Origin of the sequence: Rhodococcus sp. BP-332, from assembly GCF_019836065.1 — a bacterium.
GTDB lineage: Bacteria > Actinomycetota > Actinomycetes > Mycobacteriales > Mycobacteriaceae > Rhodococcoides.
Genome location: NZ_JABUEC010000002.1, coordinates 748,299 through 766,460, shown reverse-complemented (window position 1 = coordinate 766,460; position 18,162 = coordinate 748,299). Strand labels below are relative to the sequence as shown.

General features: G+C 69.1%; 16 protein-coding genes. 11 read left to right on the top strand and 5 right to left on the bottom strand.

Features of this window, described 5'->3' with window-relative positions; translation table 11 throughout:
* Nucleotides 1–171: 171 nt before the first annotated feature.
* The 9 genes from HQ314_RS09320 (at nucleotide 172) to HQ314_RS09280 (ending at nucleotide 11,265) form a co-directional block, all read left to right on the top strand.
* Entirely contained in the window at nucleotides 172–1,434 is a 1,263-nt protein-coding gene (locus tag HQ314_RS09320) for a reverse transcriptase family protein (RefSeq protein ID WP_261775942.1), read from the top strand.
* A 200-nt stretch (nucleotides 1,435–1,634) separates the two neighbouring features.
* The gene (locus HQ314_RS09315; protein ID WP_308119326.1) at nucleotides 1,635–3,368 is read left to right on the top strand and encodes a VanW family protein; all 1,734 of its coding nucleotides are present in this window, start codon (nucleotides 1,635–1,637) and stop codon (nucleotides 3,366–3,368) included.
* A 108-nt stretch (nucleotides 3,369–3,476) separates the two neighbouring features.
* A complete protein-coding gene (locus HQ314_RS09310) occupies nucleotides 3,477–3,980 on the top strand; it encodes a flavin reductase family protein (protein ID WP_056441328.1) in 504 nt (167 codons plus the stop codon).
* Nucleotides 3,981–4,151: 171 nt separating this feature from the next.
* A complete protein-coding gene (locus tag HQ314_RS09305) occupies nucleotides 4,152–5,738 on the top strand; it encodes a carboxyl transferase domain-containing protein (protein WP_222650079.1) in 1,587 nt (528 codons plus the stop codon).
* Nucleotides 5,739–5,743: 5 nt separating this feature from the next.
* Nucleotides 5,744–7,738 carry an acetyl/propionyl/methylcrotonyl-CoA carboxylase subunit alpha gene (locus HQ314_RS09300; protein ID WP_222649877.1) on the top strand — a complete coding sequence of 665 codons (1,995 nt, stop codon included), beginning with the start codon at nucleotides 5,744–5,746 and terminating at the stop codon, nucleotides 7,736–7,738.
* A complete protein-coding gene (locus HQ314_RS09295; RefSeq protein ID WP_027506197.1) occupies nucleotides 7,735–8,904 on the top strand; it encodes an acyl-CoA dehydrogenase family protein in 1,170 nt (389 codons plus the stop codon). Before HQ314_RS09300 ends, HQ314_RS09295 begins: the two co-directional genes overlap by 4 nt.
* On the top strand, nucleotides 8,901–9,380 hold the full coding sequence (locus tag HQ314_RS09290; RefSeq protein ID WP_027506198.1) for a MaoC family dehydratase: 480 nt from the start codon (nucleotides 8,901–8,903) through the stop codon (nucleotides 9,378–9,380). Before HQ314_RS09295 ends, HQ314_RS09290 begins: the two co-directional genes overlap by 4 nt.
* Before the next feature lie 20 nt (nucleotides 9,381–9,400).
* Entirely contained in the window at nucleotides 9,401–10,177 is a 777-nt protein-coding gene (locus HQ314_RS09285) for a CoA ester lyase (protein ID WP_222650078.1), read from the top strand.
* Nucleotides 10,178–10,389: 212 nt separating this feature from the next.
* Complete coding sequence (locus HQ314_RS09280; protein ID WP_222649876.1) at nucleotides 10,390–11,265, top strand: endonuclease domain-containing protein; 876 nt, start codon at nucleotides 10,390–10,392, stop codon at nucleotides 11,263–11,265.
* Nucleotides 11,266–11,408: 143 nt separating this feature from the next.
* Here HQ314_RS09280 and HQ314_RS09275 read toward each other — a convergent pair whose 3' ends face one another.
* From HQ314_RS09275 to HQ314_RS09260, 4 genes are all read right to left on the bottom strand, one after another.
* Nucleotides 11,409–13,244 (bottom strand): acyl-CoA dehydrogenase, encoded by a 1,836-nt coding sequence (locus HQ314_RS09275; protein WP_222649875.1) that lies wholly within the window; start codon nucleotides 13,242–13,244, stop codon nucleotides 11,409–11,411.
* A gap of 125 nt (nucleotides 13,245–13,369) precedes the next feature.
* Entirely contained in the window at nucleotides 13,370–13,972 is a 603-nt protein-coding gene (locus HQ314_RS09270; RefSeq protein WP_222649874.1) for a bifunctional 2-polyprenyl-6-hydroxyphenol methylase/3-demethylubiquinol 3-O-methyltransferase UbiG, read from the bottom strand.
* Nucleotides 13,973–15,061, bottom strand: a complete 1,089-nt coding sequence (locus tag HQ314_RS09265; protein WP_222649873.1) for a CaiB/BaiF CoA-transferase family protein — start codon at nucleotides 15,059–15,061, stop codon at nucleotides 13,973–13,975.
* Nucleotides 15,062–15,123: 62 nt separating this feature from the next.
* Nucleotides 15,124–15,696 (bottom strand): DinB family protein, encoded by a 573-nt coding sequence (locus tag HQ314_RS09260; RefSeq protein ID WP_222649872.1) that lies wholly within the window; start codon nucleotides 15,694–15,696, stop codon nucleotides 15,124–15,126.
* Between HQ314_RS09260 and purT the strand changes: the two genes are divergently transcribed.
* Together purT and HQ314_RS09250 are read left to right on the top strand one after the other, a co-directional pair.
* Nucleotides 15,695–16,924, top strand: a complete 1,230-nt coding sequence (gene purT / locus HQ314_RS09255) for a formate-dependent phosphoribosylglycinamide formyltransferase (RefSeq protein WP_222649871.1) — start codon at nucleotides 15,695–15,697, stop codon at nucleotides 16,922–16,924. The two genes, HQ314_RS09260 and purT, sit on opposite strands and share 2 nt — an antisense overlap.
* Nucleotides 16,921–17,403: a DUF456 domain-containing protein gene (locus tag HQ314_RS09250; RefSeq protein WP_027506205.1), complete on the top strand. Its 483-nt coding sequence runs from the start codon at nucleotides 16,921–16,923 to the stop codon at nucleotides 17,401–17,403. Before purT ends, HQ314_RS09250 begins: the two co-directional genes overlap by 4 nt.
* Here HQ314_RS09250 and HQ314_RS09245 read toward each other — a convergent pair.
* Nucleotides 17,400–18,134 (bottom strand): amidohydrolase family protein, encoded by a 735-nt coding sequence (locus tag HQ314_RS09245; protein WP_222649870.1) that lies wholly within the window; start codon nucleotides 18,132–18,134, stop codon nucleotides 17,400–17,402. The two genes, HQ314_RS09250 and HQ314_RS09245, sit on opposite strands and share 4 nt — an antisense overlap.
* Nucleotides 18,135–18,162 lie beyond the last annotated feature (28 nt).

The window sequence follows — 18,162 nt, the reverse complement described above, 5'->3', positions numbered from 1 at the left end:
AGGCGAGAGTGGGTCCTGCGCGACCCTCCTCGAGGGCAACCCTCGGGAACATTCACGGAATCGGGCACTGCGTCCGACGCAGCGATGCACGCTTCGCGTGCTGGCCTGCGACGACGACGAGAGTCTCAGGTCGCCTCGCCCCGCCGCACGTCCTCGGTCCACTGCTCGCTGATGTCCGAGTCGTTCTGGCATCACCGCACGGCGCGGATGATCGCACCGCGCCTGGTCGACATCGCGTGGAACAGCACCGAGCTCGGTGAGGTGCTGGCCCGGTTCGAACACGTCGCGGACGTCGAGACCCTCATCACCAGGCTCCTCGAGCGGCGTAACCATGCGCCCGATTCGACGGAGGTCGCCGCCGAACTCCTCGAGGTCATCGGGTATCCCGGTGATCCGTTCGTCCTCCCCGCGCCGCCCGTCCGTCCCACTCCGGCGGTGCGCTTCGGGGTTCCCGCGTTCGCGACGACCGCCGAGCTCGCCGCGTCCCTGGACGTCACCGTCTCCGAACTCGACTGGTTCGCCGACGTCGGCGGCTGGTTGCGTCGGGCGGCTCCGCCGCTGCGCCACTACCGGGCTCGTGAGGTGGCCAAGAGTCGCGGCGGGACGCGCATCCTGGAGATTCCCAAGCCGAGACTGCGCGAGATGCAGCGGCGCGTGCTCCACCGCGTCCTCGATCACGTGGTGCCGCATCCTGCCGCTCACGGTTTCCGGGCCGGTCGGAGTGCCGTGACCTTCGCGCGCCCGCACGAGGGCCGGGACGTCGTCGTCCGGGTCGATCTCGCGGACTTCTTCCCGACGGTGACGAGGCCGCGCGTGCGCGCCGTCTTCGAGGCCTGCGGGTACCCGTACCGGGTGGCGTCGGTTCTCGCCGGCATCTGCACCACCGCGATGCCGGTCGACGAGGTCGCCGGTCTGCCCCGGACTCAGGCGGCACTGCTGCGCGTCCCGCACCTCCCGCAGGGGGCACCGACCTCGCCTGCGCTCGCCAATCTGGTGGCCCGCGGACTCGACCGTCGCGTCGCGGGTCTCGCCCGCGCCCGTGGGCTCGTCTACACCCGCTACGCCGACGACCTGGCGCTGTCGGGCCCGTCGGACACCGATGTGGGCACGATCCTCTGGGCGCTCGACCGCATCGTGCGCGACGAGGGCTTCGTGGTGAACGGTGACAAGACTCACGTGGCGCGTGCACACCGTCGGCAGACGCTGGCCGGGCTGGTGGTGAACGAGAGTGCCGCGGCGCCCCGCGACCGCTACGACGCTCTCCGCGCGCTGCTCCACAACAGTGTTCGTACCGGTGCCGCTGCCCAGAATCGTGCAGGTGTACCGGACTTCCGTGCCTCGGTGTACGGGCAGATCGCCTGGATCGGCGAAAGCAGTCCTTCGCGGCGGTCACGACTTCTGGCCATGGCGGAACGGGTCGATTGGGACTCCTGACAGATCCGGGACGTTCGGTCTGATTCGAGTTGTAACGAGTGCGGTCGTCCGGCGATACTCCTCATGGCTCCGCATCGCTGCCTGACCCCCGACCCGGCAGCGGTGCGGAGCCGTCTTCGTGAGGAGTCGGGCTCCGACCCCAGTGGGTAGGCTCGAGCAGAGGGCGAACGCGCCTGTTCAGCACGACGGAAGGGAGCCGGGTGACCGAGGACGTACCGGCGCAGCACGAGCACCGGACCGCCCCCGAGGGCACGCGCTCCACCCGCCGGCGCACGATCGCGCTGTCCGCGGCCGGCGGCGTCGTCGCCGTGGCCGCGCTCCTGTACGCCGCCGACTGGTTCACCTCCACCGGTGACATCCCCCGCGGCGTGACCGTCGCGGGCGTCGAGGTCGGCGGCCGCAGTGTGGCGGAGGCGGACAACCGGCTCCGCGACGCCCTGGGTCCGCGCACCGACGCCCCGGTGGACGTGCGCGCGGACGATGTCGCCGCCACCCTCACCCCGGCCGCGGCCGGTCTCGGAATCGACTGGGCAGCAACCCTCGATCGTGCCGGCGACCAGCCTCTCTCCCCGTTCACCAGGCTCGCGTCGTTCTTCGGCACCCGCGAGATCGGTGTCGTGTCCACTGTCGACGACGCGGCACTCACCGCCGCCGTCGGATCGTTGTCCCCGCAGGTCGACCGCCCCGCGGTGGAGGGCGACGTGGTCATCGAGGCCGGCGTGCCCCGCGCCGTCGGACCCGTTCCCGGACGCACGCTCGACGTACCGGGTGCGGCCTCCGCGTTCCGCACCGACTGGGCCGAGGGCGGTCCGGTGGAGCTCCCCGTCGTCGTCGAGGACGTCGAGGTCGACGCTGCCGCGATCGACGCGGCGATCCAGGACGTGGCGACGCCCGCGGTGTCGGCGCCGGTGGTCGTGACCGGCGAGGACGGTGCGACGACGACGCTCGCACCCGATCGCGTCGGCGAGGTCCTGAGCTTCGAACCGGACGACGACGGCGGTCTGCGGCCGGTGTACGACACGAATGCCGCGATCGGCATCCTCGCGCCCGGGCTGGCGGCCACCGAGACCCGGCCCGTCGACGCGCGCTTCGACTTCTCCGGGGGTCGACCCGTGGTGGTTCCGTCCGTCGACGGCACCGAGGTGCGCTGGCCGGAGACACTGGCCACCCTGCCGGACCTGCTGGCGGCGTCCGGTGACGCGCGCACCACCGTCGCGCAGTACGGACCGCGTCCGGCGGCACTGACCACGGACGCGGCGAACGCTCTCGGAATCCGGGAAGTGATCAGCGAGTACACGACCGGCGGGTTCGAGTACGCGTCGGGCGTCAACATCGGTCTCACGGCGGACATCGTGAACGGCGCTGTGGTGAAGCCGGGGGAGACGTTCTCACTCAACGGCTACACCGGCCCCCGCGGGACGGCGCAGGGGTTCGTCGAGTCGGGCATCATCGACAACGGCCGACCCGATCGCGCCGTCGGCGGAGGCATCAGCCAGTTCGCCACCACCCTGTACAACGCCGGCTACTTCGGTGGCATGGACGACGTCGATCACACCGAACACAGCTACTACATCAGCCGCTACCCCGAGGCCCGCGAGGCGACGGTCTTCGAGGGCGCGATCGATCTGCAGTTCCGGAACCCGGCGTCGACGGGTGTGGTCGTCGAGTCGTTCGCCGACGGATCCTCCGTCACCGTGCGGTTGTGGGGCACCAAGACCGTCGAGGTGGAGTCGATCACCGGCTCCCGCAGCCGACCCACCACGCCGGACACCGTCCGGCTGCCGCGCGGAGACCAATGTGTCGCGTCGAGCGGAGCGCCCGGCTTCACCACCAGCGACACCCGGATCATCCGCGACGCGGCGACGGGTGCGGAGATCTCGCGGAACACGCGCACGGTGCGCTACGACCCGGTGCCGATCGTCCGCTGCGAGTGAGGCCCGCCGTTGGGCTCGGCGTGATCCGAATCCAGGGGCTGTGACCTTGCCCAGTGCCGGGCCCGCGATGGTGGCGGCGGATGGCGCGCGGCCCTACCGTGGGGTTCCATGAGTCAGACCGCATCCTCCGAGCTCGACCAGGCGACCCTCCGTCAGGCGTACGGCACCTTCCCGAGTGGGGTCGTCGCCATCGCGGCTCGCATCGGCGACGTGCCGGTCGGTCTGGCCGCGAGCAGTTTCGTGTCGGTCTCCCTCGACCCGCCGCTGGTCGCGGTGTGCATCCAGAACACGTCGACCACGTGGCCCAAGTTCCGCGACGCGACGCACATCGGCATCAGCGTTCTCGGCGAGGCCCACGACGTGGCCGCGCGCAGCCTCGCGGCGAAGACGGGTGACCGGTTCGCTGGTCTGACGCTGGAGACGACGCCCGACGGGGCCATCTTCATCGACGGCGCGTCCTCGTGGCTCGACACCACGATCGAGCAGGAGCTGCCGGCGGGTGATCACGCCATCGTCCTGCTGCGCGTGCACGGTCTCGAGGTGCACTCCGACGTCGCGCCCATCGTGTTCCAGGGCAGCCGCTTCCGAAAGCTGGTCGTCGAGCAGCGCTGAGTCTCGTCCTCCGATGTCGAGCGAGAATCCGCGGATCCGCAGATTCCCGAGCGATCGGGTGGCTCCGCACGCGCGCCTAGCGATCCACGCATCCGCCGTGGACTTTCAGTTAATCATCGTTTACTGTCCTGGTTAGTGAGTGTTAACTGACGGACGGGCTGAGCGATGACGATGCTGGACGGTGCTCGAACCGAGCGCACGAGCAGGCGGGACGACCACCTCGCGCTGGTCGACGAGCTGCACCGAGCCATGGCGGCCGCTGCCCGCGGCGGCAGTGACGCCTCCCGTGAGCGGCACGTCTCCCGCGGCAAGCTGCTTCCGCGCGACCGTGTCGACACGCTGCTCGACGACGGCAGCCCGTTCCTCGAGATCGCCCCGCTGGCCGCGAACGGCATGTACGACGATGCGTGCCCGGGCGCCGGTGTGATCGCCGGAATCGGCCGGGTGTCCGGGCGCGAGGTGATGGTCGTGGCCAACGACGCCACGGTCAAGGGCGGCACGTACTACCCGATGACCGTCAAGAAGCATCTGCGCGCGCAGGAGATCGCCCTGCAGAACCGGCTGCCCTGCGTGTACCTCGTCGACTCGGGTGGCGCGTTCCTGCCGATGCAGGACGACGTGTTCCCCGACCGGGAACACTTCGGCCGGATCTTCTTCAACCAGGCGACGATGAGTGCGAAGGGCATCGCCCAGATCGCGGCGGTGATGGGGTCCTGCACCGCCGGTGGCGCGTACGTGCCCGCGATGAGCGACGAGGCGATCATCGTCCGCAACCAGGGCACCATCTTCCTGGGTGGACCGCCGCTGGTGAAGGCGGCCACCGGCGAGGTGGTCACGGCCGAGGACCTCGGTGGCGGCGACGTCCACTCCAAGATCTCGGGCGTGACGGATCACCTCGCGACCGACGATCGTGACGCGCTCCGCCGGGTCCGCGCGATCGTGGCCACCCTCGGCCCCCGCACGCCGTCGCCGTGGGAGGTACGCACACCGCTGCCTGCGAGCGACCAGTCGGAGCTGTACGACGTGGTGCCGACAGATCCGCGCACCCCGTACGACGTGCACGAGGTGATCACCCGCCTGGTGGACGGTGGGCAGTTCCAGGAGTTCAAGGCCGAGTACGGCACCACGCTGGTCACCGGTTTCGCCCACATCAACGGACACCCGGTCGGCATCGTCGCCAACAACGGTGTCCTGTTCGGTGAATCCGCCGTCAAGGGAGCACATTTCATCGAGCTGTGCGACAAGCGGTCGGTGCCGTTGCTGTTCCTGCAGAACATCACCGGGTTCATGGTCGGCCGCGAGTACGAGGCCGGGGGCATCGCCAAGCACGGCGCGAAGATGGTCACCGCGGTGGCCTGTGCCCGGGTGCCGAAGCTGACGGTCGTCATCGGCGGGTCCTACGGCGCGGGCAACTACTCGATGTGCGGACGCGCGTACTCGCCCCGCTTCCTGTGGATGTGGCCGAACGCGCGCATCTCCGTCATGGGCGGGGAGCAGGCGGCGTCGGTGCTCGCGACCGTGCGCAGCGATCAGCGGTCGGCGTCCGGCGAGCCGTGGACCGAGGACGAGCAGGAGCGGTTCAAGGAACCCATCCGCCGTCAGTACGAGGAGCAGGGCAACCCGTACCACTCGACGGCGCGGCTGTGGGACGACGGCATCATCGATCCGGCCGACACCAGAACTGCTCTCTCACTTGCTCTGTCGGTGTGCGCCAACGCGCCGCTCGAGCCGGTGTCCTACGGCGTCTTCAGGATGTGAGTGTGATGACCACGATCGACACGGTGCTCGTCGCGAATCGCGGTGAGATCGCCGTCCGGGTGTTCCGGACACTGCGCACCATGGGAATTCGCTCCGTCGCGGTGTACAGCGACGCGGACGCCGACGCGCTGCACGTGCGCTCCGCGGACACCGCGGTACGATTGGGTCTGGCGCCCGCACGCGAGAGCTACCTGAACATCGACAAGGTGATCGACGCGGCTCTCGCCAGCGGCGCCGACGCGATCCACCCCGGATACGGGTTCCTCTCGGAGAATGCGGCATTCGCGGCGGCGTGCGAGAAGAACGGCATCACGTTCATCGGCCCGCCGACACGTGCGATCGAGACCATGGGCGACAAGATCACGGCGAAGAAGGCGGTCTCCGCGTTCGACGTGCCGGTGGTGCCCGGTATCGCGGAACCCGGACTCACGGACGACGAACTGATCGCGGCCGCGGGCGACATCGGCTACCCCGTGCTGATCAAGCCGTCGGCCGGTGGTGGCGGCAAGGGCATGCATCTGGTCGAACGAGCCGAGGACCTGGCGGCGGCACTGGTGCGGGCCAGGCGAGAGGCGGCGTCGTCGTTCGGCGACGACACCCTCTTCCTCGAACGATTCGTGTTGCGTCCCCGGCACATCGAGGTGCAGGTGATGGCGGACGCCCACGGCCACGTGATCCATCTCGGTGAGCGCGAGTGCTCGCTGCAGCGCCGTCACCAGAAGGTGATCGAGGAGGCGCCGTCGCCGTTGCTCGACGAGGTGACGCGGGCGCGGATCGGCGAGGCCGCGTGTGCGACCGCTCGGAGTGTCGACTACGTCGGCGCCGGCACCGTCGAGTTCATCGTCTCCGCCGACGCGCCCGACGACTTCTTCTTCATGGAGATGAACACCCGTCTGCAGGTGGAGCATCCGGTGACCGAGGAGGTCACCGGCATCGATCTCGTGGAGCTGCAGATACGGATGGCAGCGGGCGACACGCTGCCGCTGCAGCAGGAGGATGTGACGTTGACCGGTCACGCGATCGAGGCGCGTGTCTACGCGGAGGATCCGGACCATGGCTTCCTGCCCACCGGCGGCCGAGTGATCGGACTGAACGAACCGGCGGGCACCGGTGTCCGCGTGGACTCGTCGCTCGCACCGGACACGGTGGTGGGCAGCGACTACGACCCGATGCTGGCCAAGGTCATCGCGCACGGTCGGGACCGCGCCGAGGCACTGCGCATCCTGCGGCGGGCGCTCGGCGAGACGGCGGTGCTCGGCGTGGGCACCAACATCGACTTTCTCTCGTACCTGCTGGCCGATCCCGACGTCGCCGCCGGCCGTCTGGACACGGGCCTGCTGGACCGGGTCGCACCCGACTACGCGGCGCCCGTCGCGACGGACGAGGTCATCGCCGCCGCAGCCGTGTTCGATTGGTGCGCAGCCTGGCCCGCGCAGGACGCCGGCGCGTGGACCGTTCCGAACGGGTGGCGTCTCGGTGGTCGGAGCGCACCGACGACAGTCCTCGTCGAGGACGCCGGGCGGCGGCGCACCGTCGCGGTGACCGGGTCGCCGGGCGACGCGGCGGTGACCGTCGACGGCGGAGATGCTCGGTCGCTGACGGTGACTCTCGACGGTGCGACTCTCGTGGTCGCGATCGACGGTCGCCGGACGACGTACAGGGCTGCGCGGGACGCGGACGGGCTATGGCTCGCGGCTTCCGGTGGTGTGTGGCATCTGCGCCCCGCCGCGGAGATCGACCTCGCCGGCGGGGGCGAGGCGGAGCTCGAGGACACGGTGCGCAGCCCCATGCCGGGCACCGTGATCGCCGTCGAGGTGGCGAACGGTGACACCGTCACGGCCGGAACCGTTCTCGTGGTCGTGGAGGCCATGAAGATGGAGCACGCCCTCACTGCTCCCGCGGACGGCATCGTCGAGGTGACGGTGGCGACAGGCGACCAGGTCGCCGTGAACCAGGTACTCGCACGCATGACCACGGACCCGAAAGAGGATGCAGCATGAGCACATCGACCGTCGCGGGACACAGCCTGTTGTCCGACGAGCACCAGCAGCTGATCGCCTCGGTGCGCGACTTCGCTCGCACCGTGGTGGCGCCCGTCGCCGCGCAGCACGATCGCGACCACACGTTTCCCTACGAGGTGGTCCGTGGCATGGCGGACATGGGACTGTTCGGACTGCCGTTCCCCGAGGAGTACGGCGGCATGGGCGGCGACTACTTCGCGCTGTGCCTCGCCCTCGAGGAGCTGGGCAAGGTGGATCAGAGCGTCGCGATCACGCTCGAAGCCGGTGTCTCCCTGGGCGCGATGCCCGTGTACCGCTTCGGTACGGACGCGCAGAAGAAGGAGTGGCTCCCCAAGCTGACGTCGGGCCGGGCGCTCGGCGCGTTCGGCCTCACCGAGCCCGGTGCCGGCAGCGACGCCGGCGGTACGCGCACCACGGCGGTGCGCGACGGTGATCACTGGGTGATCAACGGGTCGAAGCAGTTCATCACGAACTCCGGCACCGACATCACCGAGCTGGTGACGGTGACCGCCGTGACCGGAACCGATGCCTCCGGGCGCAAACAGATCTCGTCGATCATCGTGCCGACGGACACCCCGGGTTTCGAGGCCGGTCCCGCGTACGACAAGGTCGGCTGGAACGCCTCGGACACTCACCCCCTGTCGTTCACCGATGTTCGTGTGCCGCTGGAGAATCTGCTCGGCGACGAGGGCCGTGGTTACGCCGGGTTCCTGCAGATCCTCGACGAGGGCCGTATCGCCATCGCTGCGCTCGCCGTCGGTGTGGCGCAGGGGTGCGTCGACGAGAGTGTGAAGTACGCGAAGGAGCGCGAGGCGTTCGGTACCGCCATCGGCCGGAACCAGGCCATCGCCTTCAAGATCGCCCGCATGGAGGCGCGCGCCTACGCCGCCCGGACCGCCTACTACGACGCTGCAGCGCTCATGTCGGCGGGCAAGCCCTTCAAGAAGGAAGCGGCCATCGCCAAGCTGATCTCGTCGGAGGCCGCGATGGACAACGCGCGCGACGCCACGCAGGTGCACGGCGGCTACGGGTTCATGAACGAGTACACGGTCGCGCGGCACTACCGCGACAGCAAGATCCTCGAGATCGGCGAGGGCACCACGGAGGTGCAGCTGATGCTGATCGCGCGCCAGGTGGGGCTGTGACCGAACCGGAGCGCATCGTCCAGCGCGGCCTGTGGTTCGACGAGATGACGGTGGGCACCGTCTACGAGCACCGGCCCGGGCGCACCGTCACCGAGGCGGACAACGTCCTGTTCACCACCCTCACGATGAACACGCAGGCGCTGCATCTCGACGCCGCGTACAGCGTGGACACCGCGTTCGGGGAGCGGCTCGTGAACTCGATGTGGACGCTCTCCACGCTGGTCGGGCTCTCCGTCGCCCAGCTGACGCAGGGCACCATCGTCGCGAACCTCGGGTTCTCGGAGATCAGCTTCCCGAAGCCGATGCTGCACGGTGACACCCTCTACGGCGAGACGGTGATCGCGGACAAGCGAGAGTCGGCGTCGAGACCCGGAGAAGGCGTCGTGACGTTCGAGCACACGGGCCGCAATCAGCACGGCGACGTCGTCGCGCGCGCCGTGCGGAAGACCCTCGTCCGGATGGCTCCCGCGTCGTGACGGGGCTCGGTCCGGTCTGGATGTTCTGCCCGGCCGACAGGCCCGAGCGCTACCGGAAGGCCGCCGCGGCAGCAGACGTGGTGATCCTGGACCTCGAGGACGCGGTGGCCCCTGGTGACAAGGAAGCGGCGCGGCAGGCCGTCGTCGATACCCCACTCGATCCGGACCGCACCGTGATCCGCGTCAACGCGCGATCGACGCCGTACTTCGAGGCTGATCTGGCAGCCCTGTCCGAGACGGTCTACCACCGCGTGATGGTGCCCAAGTGTGAATCGGCGCAGGACGTCTCGGCACTGGCTCCACGATCGGTGGTCGCCCTCGTCGAGACCCCACTCGGGATCCTGCACGCTGCGGAGATCTGCGCAGCCGACGGGTGCGAGGGCATGATGTGGGGCGCGGAGGACCTGGTGGCCGCGCTCGGCGGAGCGTCCTCGCGTCGCGGCGACGGGTCGTATCGCGACGTGGCCGTGCACGCACGCTCGACCGCTCTGCTGGCGGCCAAGGCCTTCGGGCGCCAGGCTCTGGACTCGGTGTATCTGGACATCGCCGATCTCGACGGACTGCGCGCCGAGTCGGAGGACGCCGTCGCGGTGGGGTTCGACGCCAAGGTGGCGCTGCACCCGACGCAGGCCGCCGTGATCCGCGAGTGTTACACCCCCACAACCGATCAGGTGGACTGGGCCCGTCGGGTCGTGGCTGCCGCCGCCACCGAGCGCGGAGTGTTCACCGTCGACGGCAGGATGGTCGACGCGCCGGTGATCCGGCACGCCGACCGCATCCTGCGGGGACTCGGCTAGCGAGTCGGTGTCGCGGTGGTACGAAGGGGCTGGATCCGGCGTTCCCGCACCCTTCCTCGCGTCCCGCACCCGACCTCGCCGAGCAACACGCGTGCGTCGCGCAAGCATCGGTGCGGGAACGGGTGAACTGGCCTGTGGACGGACCGTGCGCTGTCCACAGGATGCCGGCCGAGCGGGTATCGCCGGGGCGGGGACCCGCTCATGCTCGACCGATGGATCTCGATGCATCACGGCTGGTGCTGCGGCAGAACGCTCTCCAGGACGGGTACACCGACAACGAGCTGCGACGGCTCTACACGAGGGGCGACATCACCCGACTGGGTCACGGGGCGTATCTGGACGCGACTCGTCTCGACGGGTTGAACCGCGTCGAGAAGCACCGCGTCCTGCTCGAGGCGGTGATGCCCGCGCTGTCGAGTGGCGCGGTCATGAGCCACCAGACGGCAGCGCTGATGCACGGGTGGCCGCTGTGGGCGGTCGATCTGACCAGGGTGCACGTGACGCGCGATCGGCGGAACGGCGGACGGCGGCGCGCCGACACGATGGTGCACTGCGCGCCGCTGCCGGGCTCCGCCGTGCACGTGGTGAACGGGTTCACGGTGACGTCGCCGGCTCGGACCCTGGTGGACGTGGCGCGGACCGTCCCCTTCGAGCAGGCCGTGGTCATGGGCGACGCGGCGGGGATCGAGGGCGACTCCCTGGTGGACGAACTCGCTGTGGCCAGTCGTCGGCACGGCATCGCGGGCGCGAGGCGGGTCGCCGCATTCCTCGACCCGCTCTCGGGGAGTGTCGGTGAGTCGCGCAGCCGCGTGCTGTTCCATCGCGTCGGTCTCCCGCCACCAGTGCTTCAGGCGGGAATCGGGGTGTGGCGCGTCGATTTCCTGTGGGGCGATGTGATCGGCGAGTTCGACGGTCGCGTGAAGTACGGTCGCTTTCTCCGACCCGGGCAGGACGCCGGGGACGCCGTGTTCGAGGAGAAGCGGCGCGAGGATGCATTGCGCGCGCTCGGCTTCCGCGTCGTGCGCTGGACGTGGGCGGATCTCGCACGGCCCGAGGCGCTCATCGCCCGGTTGCGCGCGCTCCTCTGAGTTCCCGCACCCTTGCTCGTGGCCCGCACGGGACCTCGCCGAGCAACACGCGTGCGGCGTACGAGCATGGGTGCGGGAACAGGCAGGAACAGCACTGCGGCCCGGCTGGAATACCAGCCGGGCCGCAGTGGGGATTCAGCGGATCAGAACGCTGCTTCGTCGAGCTCCATGACGTCGTTGTCCAGGTCGGACAGGATCTGACGGGTGGAGGTCAGGCGGGGCAGGACGTTCTTGGCGAAGAACGACGCTGCGCCGATCTTGCCCTCGTAGAACGCCTTGTCCTTCTCGCCGGCGCCGTTGTCGAGTGCGGCGATGGCGATCTCGGACTGACGCAGCAGCAGCCAGCCGATCATCAGGTCGCCGACGCTCATGAGCAGGCGGACGGATCCGAGGCCGACCTTGTACAGCTCGGTCGGCTGCTCCTGGGCACCCATGAGGTGCTGCGTGAGTGTGGCGACCATGCCCTGCACGTCCTCGAGGGCGGTGTTGAGCAAGGCACGCTCGCTCTTGAGGCGACCGTTGCCCGCCTCGCTGTCGATCCACGTCTTGATCTGGCCGGCGACGTGGGCCAGTGCGACGCCGCGGTCCCGGGCGATCTTGCGGAAGAAGAAGTCCTGCGCCTGGATGGCCGTGGTGCCCTCGTAGAGCGAGTCGATCTTGGCGTCGCGGATGTACTGCTCGATGGGGTAGTCCTGCAGGAAGCCGGATCCACCGAGCGTCTGGAGGCTCTGCGCCAGCTGCTCGTACGCGACCTCGGAACCCACACCCTTGACGATGGGGAGCAGCAGGTCGTTGACGCGGAACGCGGTGTCCTTGTCGGCGCCCGAGACGTGCAGTGCGGCAACCTCGTCCTGGTGAGCGGCCGTGTAGAGGAACACCGCGCGCAGGCCCTCCGCGTACGCCTTCTGCGTCATCAGCGAGCGACGGACGTCGGGGTGATGCGTGATGGAGACGCGGGGCGCGGCCTTGTCGGTCATCTGCGTCAGGTCAGCACCCTGAATGCGCTGCTTGGCGTAGTCGAGCGCGGTGAGGTACCCGGTGGACAGCGTCGAGATGGCCTTGGTGCCCACCATCATTCGAGCGTGCTCGATGACGTCGAACATCTGCGCGATGCCGTTGTGGACGTCGCCGACGAGCCAGCCCTTGGCGGGGACGCCGTGTCCGCCGAGGGTCAGCTCACAGGTGGCCGAGACCTTGAGGCCCATCTTGTGCTCGACGTTGGTGACGAACACGCCGTTGCGCTCGCCGAGTTCGCCGGTCTCGCTGTCGAAGTGGAACTTCGGGACGAAGAACAGCGACAGTCCCTTGGTGCCCGGCTTGGCGCCCTCGGGGCGAGCGAGCACGAGGTGGAAGATGTTCTCGAAGAGATCGTCCGAGTCGGCCGAGGTGATGAAGCGCTTGACGCCCTCGATGTGCCAGCTGCCGTCGGCCTGCTCGACGGCCTTGGTGCGGCCTGCGCCCACGTCCGAACCCGCGTCGGGCTCGGTGAGGACCATGGTGGCGCCCCAGTTGCGCTCGGAGGCGAGTACGGCCCACTTCTTCTGCTGCTCGTTGCCGTTGTCGGAGAGGATCTGCGCGAAGCCCGGGCCGGCGGAGTACATGAAGGCGGCGGGGTTCGATCCGAGGATCATCTCGGCGACGGCCCAGAACACCTGGCGCGGTACCGGCATGCCGCCGAGTTCCTCGTCGAGGCCCAGGTGATCCCAGCCGGCTTCCTGCAGCGCGCGGTACGACTTCTTGAACGACTCCGGGAGGGTGACGGTGTGCGTCTCGGGGTCGAAGGTCGGCGGGTTGCGGTCGGCGTCGGCGAAGGACTCCGCGAGCGGGCCCTCGGCGAGGCGGCGGACCTCGGAGAGCATGTCACGCACGGTGTCGACGTCGAGATCGCCGAACTGTCCGGACTCGAGCGTCTTGTCCAGGGCGAACAGCTCGAACAGGTTGAACTCGAGATCGCGAAGATTACTCTTGTAATGGCCCATGGTGATGCGTTCTCCGTCTCAGTGGTGCGGTCCGGCCTCGGTACCGCCTGTGTGGCCCGGCGCTACCTACTCGCCAGTAACATACGGCTATGTTACGCCGGATCGGGAACACTGCCAATAGGGGTCTACTCGTCGGTAACTCGTCCCACCACAAGGGCGTCGATCGCTGCGGAATCACCTACGTGCCGCACCCTGTCCTCGGCGACGAGAATGCGCATCCTGTCGCCGATGTCCGCGACCAGATCGTCTGGGCTGTACAAGATTTCGGGATCCTGCGGACCGCCGACGCCATTCTTCAGATTGGCAGAATGGTGACCCACGATCACGAGGATTCCCTCATGTTTCAACGCCCGGACGGCAGTCGCGAGGACGTTTTCACGCTCGGTCCGCGATAAATGCAGGTAGGCGATGACAACGAGATCATAATTCCGCTCGGGTGTGAGTGTGGTCACGTCCGCGTGGACCCACCGCACTCGCTCGCGGATCGACGCGGTGGCCGTGGCGGCGATGCGGACCGCCTTGGTCAGCGCCACGCTGCTGAAGTCGACGGCGTCGACACTCCATCCGCGCGTGGCGAGCCAGAGGGCGTTGCGCCCCTCGCCGCACGCGAGATCGAGCGCCCGGCCGCGCGGCAGGGAGGTGCAGAACTCGACGACCATGTCGTTCGGCGGTGCGCCCCAGATAAGTTCGGCGCGTTCGTACTTGGCGTCCCAGGCCGCGGCGTCCACTCAGGTCCAGACCGAGTCGGGGTCGACGGACGAGCGGGCCGGACCCGCCGGCGTGGACGTGGCGGTACGCCCGAAACGCGGCGCCGGGGCGTGCTGGGTGACTGCGTCGATGTCGATGAGGCTGCCGCGTTCGGCCATGTGGCGGTGGCGCGTGGCCTCGTCGAAGGTCAGCACGGGGGTGACGCAGGCGTCCGTGCCGTCGAAGACGGCGGCCCACTCGTCGCGCGTGCGGGAGGCGAACACCGCCGTGAAGGTCGACCGCAGCGTCGGCCACTGCTCACGGTCGAGCTGGTGCGGCAAGGCCGACGGATCGAGCCCGAGTCCCTGCAGCATCGCGGCGTAGAACTGGGGTTCCAGCGCGCCGACGGCGACGTGCTTGCCGTCGGACGTCTCGTACGTGTCGTAGAACGGGGCACCGGTGTCCAGCAGGTTCGTGCCGCGCTCGTCGGACCACATGCCGATCCCGCGCCACCCCCAGATCATGTGCGACAACGCGACGGTGCCGTCGACCATGGCCGCGTCGATCACCTGGCCCTTCCCGGACCGACCGCGCTCGACCAGCGCTGCGAGAATGCCCATGACGAGGAACATCGATCCACCGCCGAAGTCGCCGACCATGTTCATCGGGGGTACCGGGCGCTCACCCTCGCGTCCGATCGCGTGCAGCACTCCGGTGACCGAGATGTAGTTGATGTCGTGTCCCGCGACCTGCGACCACGGACCCTCCTGGCCCCACCCCGTCATGCGTCCGTAGACCAGACCGGGGTTGCGCTCGGCGACGACGTCGGGTCCCAGACCCATGCGCTCGGTGACCCCCGGACGGAAGCCCTCGATGAGGACGTCGGCGCGGGAGATCAGGTCGAGCACCCGTTCCAGCTCGGCCGGATCCTTCAGATTCGCCTCGACGATGCGGCGGTTGCGGAGCAGGGGGTCGCCCGGTGATCCCTCGGCCGGCAACGCGCCCGCACGCTGGACGCGCACGACGTCGGCGCCGAGGTCGGCCAGCAGCGTCGCGGTGTGCGGTCCGGGGCCGATGCCCGCGAGTTCCACGACCTTGATTCCGGCGAGAGGTCCACCTGCAGTAGTCATGGCGCGACCCTATCCACCGGAACCTGCCCGACGACAGGACCGGACTGTGCGGGTCGGGAGACTCAGAGGAACTCCGACGCGGCGTCGTCCACCCGCGACCGGTAGTCACCCCACCAGTCGGCGTCACCGTCCGCCAGGTTGGAGTTGCCGGGAGCCAGTCCGGCGCTGCCGTCGGCGAGTTCGCGCACGATGTCGGCGTGGCCGGCATGGCGGTGTGTCTCCGCGATCAGGTGCACCAGGATGTACTCGACGGTCACGGGGTTCTTCGCCGTCCACCACGGCACCGTCCCCTCCGCTCTCGGTCCGAGGGTGCGCACCGTCTCGTCGGCATGGGCGGTCACCCGGCGGTAGAGGTCGACGAGAGAATCGCGGGACTGGTCGGGTGTGGCCCACATGTCGGCATTGAGTTCGAGTGTCGGGTCGGACCACGGGATCGGTTCGGGGAACGGTCGCCCGAACGTGGACCCGAGGTACCCCGCCTCGGTCATGGCCAGGTGTTTCACGATTCCCAGCAGGTTGGTACCGGTCGACGTGAGGGGCCGACGGATGTCGTACTCCGACGCGCCGTCGAGTTTCCACACCACCGCGTCCCGTCCTCGCTGGAGGTAGGTGAGCAGGTCCTCGGTCTCCGCCATGCCCGATAGCATTCCAAGAGTGACGTCCTCCCGCATCGGTACTCCGCTTTCTCCGTCGGCCACCAAGGTGATGCTGCTGGGCTCCGGTGAGCTCGGCAAGGAAGTGATCATCGCGTTCCAGCGACTGGGCGTCGAGGTGATCGCCGTCGACCGGTACGCGGACGCCCCCGGCCATCAGGTCGCGCACCGCGCCCACACGGTGGACATGAGCGATCCGGACGCCCTGCTCGCCGTCATCGAGTCCGAGGCGCCGCACTTCGTCGTGCCGGAGATCGAGGCCATCGCCACCGAGGCGCTCTCCGTGGTCGAGGACCGCGGGGTCACCACCGTCGTGCCGACGGCGCGCGCGACGCAGCTGACGATGAACCGCGAGGGCATCCGCAGGCTCGCGGCCGAGGAGCTGGGGTTGCCCACGTCGCCGTACGCGTTCGCCGACAGTGTGGACGAGGTTCGCGCGGCGCTCGAGCACACGGGCTTCCCGGCGGTGATCAAGCCGGTGATGTCGTCGTCGGGCAAGGGGCAGTCGGTCGTGACGAGCGACGACGACGTCCAGCGGGCCTGGGACCATGCTCAGGCCGGAGGACGAGTCGCGCTGGGCCGGGTCATCGTCGAGGGCTTCGTCGACTTCGACTACGAGATCACCCAGCTCACCGTCCGCGCGGTCGACGAGAACGGCGCCGACGAGACCTCCTTCTGCGAGCCCATCGGCCACCTCCAGAAGTCCGGCGACTACATCGAGTCGTGGCAGCCCCAGCCCATGTCGGCGGCCGCTCTGGACGCCGCACGCGAGGTCGCCCGCACGGTCACCGCGGCACTCGGCGGCCGCGGCATCTTCGGCGTCGAGCTCTTCGTCAAGGGCGACGACGTGTACTTCTCCGAGGTCAGCCCACGACCGCACGACACGGGCCTGGTCACGCTCGGCACCCAGCGGCTGTCGGAGTTCGAGCTGCACGCGCGCGCCATCCTCGGGCTTCCGGTGGACACCACGCTGCTGACACCCGGCGCGTCCGCGGTGATCTACGGCGGTCTCGACGAGGTGGGCATCGCCTTCGAGGGCGTCGAGCAGGCGCTCCGCGTCCCGGAGACCGACATCCGCCTGTTCGGCAAGCCGGAGAGCTTCGCGAAGCGCCGGATGGGTGTCGCCGTGTCGACCGGTCCGGACGTCGAGACCGCGCGGGAGCGTGCACGCGACGCCGCGAGCCGCGTGCGTCCGGTCTCGGCACGGTGACCGCCGGTGCCGAGGTCCTCGTCGGACTGGTCGTCCTGATCGGCCTGATCGGGATCGTCGTCCCGGTGCTCCCCGGTGTCGTCCTGATCTTCGCCGCGATCGGCGTCTGGGCCTTCGTCGTCGGCACCGCATCGGCGTGGACGGTGTTCGGCATCGCGACGGCGCTGCTGGTGGCATCGGGCGTCGTCAAGTACCTGTGGCCGGGCAGACGACTGAAGACGGCCGGAGTGCCCACCCGTTCCATCGTCGCGGGCGGCGTCGTCGGCATCGTCGGATTCTTCGTCGTCCCGGTCGTCGGACTCTTCCTCGGGTTCCCCCTCGGTGTGTACCTGGCGGAACTTCCTCGTGCCCGCACGTCGGGATCCGCCTGGCAGTCGACGGTCCACGCCACCAAGGCGGTGGGCCTGTCGATCCTCGTCGAGCTGTTCGGTGGTCTGCTCGCGGCCGGCGTGTGGGTCGTTGCCGTCATCGTGCTCTAACGCTCCCGGTACCAGGCCCTCGCGTTCCTGAACAGCACTCTCTGGAGATCGCCGCCCACTGCCTCGGTCACCAGGTCGATGTCGGAGGGGACGAAGCGTCGCGGGGAGCGCGTGCCGGGCAGATCGGTCCCGAACATCAGTGCCTCGGGGTTGACGGCATGGATCCTGCTCATCGCCTCCACCGGGTCGTGGCCGATGCGGCCGAAGCCCGCCGCCTTGACCCGTGCTCCCCTGTCGACGAGATCGAGGAGGTACGGCATGGCGTCCTCGGCCATGCCGAGGTAGTCGACGCTGATGGCCGGCAGTTTGGACAGGACCGGCTCCAGGGACAGCAACAATCCGGCGTCCGCGTAGAACTCGGCGTGCCATCCGGCGATCTCGTGCGCGCGGACGGCCTGCTCGGTGAGGGTCGACACGTCGGTGTCGCCGCGCCGCAGATTGAATCTGAGCGCTCGGACGCCCGCGTCGTCGAGCGCGATGATGTCCTCGTCCTCGGCGTCCCACGGCAGGTGGGTCACGCCCACCCATCCGTCACCGAGTTCGGTCAGCGCCGCGAGCAGAAAGCTCTGGTCGCTGCCCTGGAACGACCCGGCGATGACGGCGCCGCCCACGACCCCCAGTCCGTCGGTCTCCTCGCGATAGTCGTCGGCAGTGAACACGGGGGGTTCGTATCCGCCGTTCGACACGAGAGGGAACCGCGGATCGATGATGTGGACGTGGCTGTCGAACACGTCTGCCAGGATGCCTCATGATGTGATG

Excerpts from the sequence above, each read along its gene's own strand:
- HQ314_RS09295 (WP_027506197.1), top strand. The coding sequence starts at position 7,735 with ATGAGCACATCGACCGTCGCGGGACACAGCCTGTTGTCCGACGAGCAC.
- HQ314_RS09305 (WP_222650079.1), top strand. The coding sequence starts at position 4,152 with ATGCTGGACGGTGCTCGAACCGAGCGCACGAGCAGGCGGGACGACCAC.
- HQ314_RS09320 (WP_261775942.1), top strand. The coding sequence starts at position 172 with ATGTCCGAGTCGTTCTGGCATCACCGCACGGCGCGGATGATCGCACCG.
- HQ314_RS09285 (WP_222650078.1), top strand. The coding sequence starts at position 9,401 with ATGTTCTGCCCGGCCGACAGGCCCGAGCGCTACCGGAAGGCCGCCGCG.
- HQ314_RS09260 (WP_222649872.1), bottom strand. The coding sequence starts at position 15,696 with ATGGCGGAGACCGAGGACCTGCTCACCTACCTCCAGCGAGGACGGGAC.
- HQ314_RS09265 (WP_222649873.1), bottom strand. The coding sequence starts at position 15,061 with ATGACTACTGCAGGTGGACCTCTCGCCGGAATCAAGGTCGTGGAACTC.
- HQ314_RS09280 (WP_222649876.1), top strand. The coding sequence starts at position 10,390 with ATGGATCTCGATGCATCACGGCTGGTGCTGCGGCAGAACGCTCTCCAG.
- HQ314_RS09310 (WP_056441328.1), top strand. The coding sequence starts at position 3,477 with ATGAGTCAGACCGCATCCTCCGAGCTCGACCAGGCGACCCTCCGTCAG.
- HQ314_RS09275 (WP_222649875.1), bottom strand. The coding sequence starts at position 13,244 with ATGGGCCATTACAAGAGTAATCTTCGCGATCTCGAGTTCAACCTGTTC.
- HQ314_RS09300 (WP_222649877.1), top strand. The coding sequence starts at position 5,744 with ATGACCACGATCGACACGGTGCTCGTCGCGAATCGCGGTGAGATCGCC.
- purT (WP_222649871.1), top strand. The coding sequence starts at position 15,695 with ATGCCCGATAGCATTCCAAGAGTGACGTCCTCCCGCATCGGTACTCCG.